Source organism: Mycobacterium sp. (genome assembly GCF_035499775.1).
Taxonomy (GTDB): domain Bacteria; phylum Actinomycetota; class Actinomycetes; order Mycobacteriales; family Mycobacteriaceae; genus Mycobacterium.
On sequence record NZ_DATJYB010000600.1, the window covers coordinates 1 to 3285 of the forward strand.

Annotated in this window: 4 protein-coding genes and 1 pseudogene; 2 read left to right on the top strand and 3 right to left on the bottom strand. The window is 64.7% G+C overall.

The genetic code is table 11. The features are described 5' to 3' along the window. Positions 1 to 321 (top strand): annotated as a pseudogene (locus VML93_RS36260) (alkaline phosphatase family protein); the annotation flags it as partial. A gap of 17 nt (positions 322 to 338) precedes the next feature. Here VML93_RS36260 and VML93_RS36265 read toward each other — a convergent pair. Further along, positions 339 to 995, bottom strand: a complete 657-nt coding sequence (locus tag VML93_RS36265; protein WP_325618356.1) for a hemerythrin domain-containing protein — start codon at positions 993 to 995, stop codon at positions 339 to 341. A 123-nt stretch (positions 996 to 1118) separates the two neighbouring features. On the opposite strand from VML93_RS36265, the gene VML93_RS36270 reads away from it, so the two are divergent. Further along, positions 1119 to 1766, top strand: coding sequence for a helix-turn-helix domain-containing protein (locus VML93_RS36270; protein WP_325618358.1), 648 nt, complete (start codon positions 1119 to 1121; stop codon positions 1764 to 1766). A 37-nt stretch (positions 1767 to 1803) separates the two neighbouring features. On the opposite strand, the gene VML93_RS36275 is transcribed toward VML93_RS36270, so the two are convergent. Both VML93_RS36275 and VML93_RS36280 read right to left on the bottom strand, forming a co-directional pair. Next, positions 1804 to 2034, bottom strand: coding sequence for a ribosomal protein L7/L12 (locus tag VML93_RS36275; protein WP_325618360.1), 231 nt, complete (start codon positions 2032 to 2034; stop codon positions 1804 to 1806). Positions 2035 to 2127: 93 nt separating this feature from the next. Beyond that, positions 2128 to 3285: NDMA-dependent alcohol dehydrogenase (locus tag VML93_RS36280; RefSeq protein WP_325618362.1), on the bottom strand; the 1158-nt coding region annotated here is incomplete at its 5' end.

Genomic DNA, 3285 nt, shown 5'->3' on the forward strand with positions numbered 1-3285 from the left:
GGAGTACGGGTGGTGGCCGGCGAAGCGCGGGTGCGCTACCTGCACACCGAGCCGGGCGCCGCCGGGGATGTGCAGGCCGCCTGGAGCGAGGTGCTGGACGGCCGGGCCGACGTCTACAGCCGCGAGGAAGCCGTGGCCACCAGAATGTTCGGGCCGGTGAACCCGCGGTTCCTGCCGCGGATCGGCGATGTCGTCGTCGTCTGCACCGGCGACACCGCGGTGCTGGCGACCGGCCACGAACCGCCGGAAGCTGCTCGCCTCATCGGATTTCACGGTGCGGCCACCCCGGTCGAAATGGCAATTCCGCTCATCGCTTTCTAGCCCGCCCGAAGTTGGAGCTACCCGGCGGAACGGTAGAGGTTGGTTTGATACCTAGCCAAGGTGCGTCTGGCCAGTGACCGCAGCAAAATGCGTTGCGGCAGTGGAGCGCTGGCAAGGATTCGCCGTGCCTCGTCAGCTGACGAAGCGTCGAGGACCAAGCCGCCCAGCACGAGCCCCAGCCGAAGATTCTTCCGCGATAGGAATTCAGCAGCGCGGGCGACGCATTGCTGCCACTCCTCGCCAGTGATGTGTCGGTTGATGAGCGGGACGATGTTTCGCTCTTCGTCGGCAAGATGCTCATCGACCCGGGCGGATAGCTCCTCCGCTGCCTCAACGAGTTGCCGAGCTAGCCCGGCGTCGGCCGACGTGATCCACGGAGCGAGAACCGATGTGACTCTGGCGTCAGCGTCGGCGATGCCGCGATGGGCTTGTTCCATCCGGGTGATGTCCTCGGCAGAGTCGGGGGCTCGCGCGTGCAGTTTCGGCCAGATCAACTCGTCTTCGGTGGCATGGTGGTTGTGCAGCGCGGCCAGGATGAATTCGAGGTGAGCGCCGACGACGGCGGATCGCGCCGTGTCGCCCACCCCGACGTCCCGGACCAGCCCGGGAGCGTTGCGCAACTCGTTACGCAGCGCCCGATGGACGATTGGCATGTCAAACGCGTCGGCCGGCATGACGGCTCCTTTCGCAGCGCACTCCAAGGTTGCTCGTCGCGATCCCTACGTGGTGGAATGCGATGATGATGCGCTCTTTTGGATCCAGTTATAATAAAATTAATACAGTAACACTGTAGCTAAATGGCGGAAGAAGTCCGGCCCCGTAGGCAATACCGCTCATCGGCACGCGCCCGCCAACGTGAGGCAACGCGCGCCGCGATCGTCGATGCCGCGACGACGTCATTTATCGAGAACGGCTATGCAACCACAATCGCGCAGATCGCGGCGCGCGCCGACGTGTCGCCGGAGACCGTGTACGCCGTCTTCGGCACCAAGCGCGACGTATTGCGCGCGGTGGTCGAGTTGGCGTCCGCCGGCGCACCCGGCACCGACGCGTGGCAAACCGGGGCCTGGCTTGCGCGGGTGCAGACCGAGCCCAACCAGCGGCGCCGACTGGAGCTGATCATGGACGCCACTCGCGACGTTCTGCGCCGCGTCGCGCCCATCGACGAGATCGTGCGATCTGTGGCCGCATCCGATCCGGAGATCGCCGAACTTCAGGACGAACTCGAACGCCGGCGGCGCAGCGACCTTCGGGGGCTAGTCGAGCTGCTCGCGGAAGCAGGGCAGCTACGGGTCTCGATCGACGACGCGGTGGACCTGTGGTGGGCGATTGCCCACAGCACCGGGCCGTACCGCTCGCTCACGGTAGACCGACGGTGGAGCGACCGACGGGCGCGGGCCGCACTCACCGACGTCGTCGCCCGCGCTCTCCTGTACGACGCATAGCTGCCAGAAGTGCGGGGGCACGGCGCGGAATTCGCGCTCAGAGTGAGTCGATGACGTCTTTCGCCTCGGCCAGCCCGGCACCGGTGGCGTTGCGGTAGGCCTGAATTGCGGCGATCTTGTTGCCCGCACGGACCAGCTCGATGACACGCGGAGGCACGCCGATCGCAGTCGCTTCGGCGTAGGACACGTAGCGACCGGGAAACAGCGCTTGCAGCTGCGCTTCGACGTGATCGAGTCGGGCCCGGGCGATGTCGTCAATTTCGGTCATGTGCCGCCTCGCGTTCTGTGGTTGTTGGTTGGCCCGTCATACCACACGCGTTGTCGTCTGTTCTGCCGGCTTCCCGACCAGCCGCAAATCGCGCTACGCGAAATTTCGATCGAAGTCGATGACGCCGCGGATGTTTCGGCCTTCGCGCATATCGGTGATTGCCTCGTTGATCTGATCCAACCGGTAGCGACGACTGATCAGCTCGTCGAGTTTGAGGTTGCCGTTCTGGTACATGGACAACAACATCGGCATGCTCGCGCGCGGGTTCATCCCGCCGTACAACAGGCCCTTGAGCTGCTTGCACGACTGGATTACGTCGACGAGAAACAGCGGGACGGAAGTCTCGGATACCCGCGGGACGGCCGTCATCACGCAGGTACCGCCCGTGCGCGTCAACATCAACGCCGGAGCGACGAGGTCAGCGGTGAGCACACTTGGTGTCAGCACCACGCGGTCGGCCATCACACCTCGGGTGAGCTCCCGTACCAGAGGGATGGCCTCCCACACCGACGGACTGGTATCCGTCGCGCCGAAAAACTTCGCTGTATCACGTTTGAACTCAACGGGATCCACCGCGATTACGGAGTTGGCACCTGCGGCGCGGGCACCTTGCACGGCGTTGACTCCCACACCACCGGTGCCGATCACGACCACGGTGTCGCCCGGTTGCGTTCCGACGCCCACGGTGCCGGAACCCCAACCGGTCGTGACACCGCACGACACCAGGGATGCCGCCTCAAAGGGAATCGATTCGTCGATCTTGATCACCGAGTCTTCGGCCAAGACAGCGTACTCGGCGAAGGTGCCCAATTGCGCCATCGCCGTTAAATCCTCGTCTCCGAGGTGCCGGCGCCTGGTGCCATCCGTCGTCATCTCCTTGGACAAGATCATCGCGCCGGCATCGCACAGATATGTCGTGCCAGACACACACCACCGACAGGAACCGCAAGCCGCGATGAACCACATGGCAACGTGATCACCCGGTTTCACCGACCGCACTCCGCTGCCGACTTCTTCGACCACTCCGGCACCTTCGTGCCCACCAAGGAAGGGGAAGTACTCCGGGACTGGCGCCCCGGCGGCTTCCATCACCGCCTCAAGCTCAGGCGGGAAAATCATGTCCCCGGTGGCAAAGTGATCGTCGGAATGGCAGACGCCCGCCACCACCATCTTCACCAGGACCTCACCCTCACGCGGCGGGTCAAGCGTGATCTCCCGGATCTCCCAGTCCTTGCCGACGCCGCGCAGCAC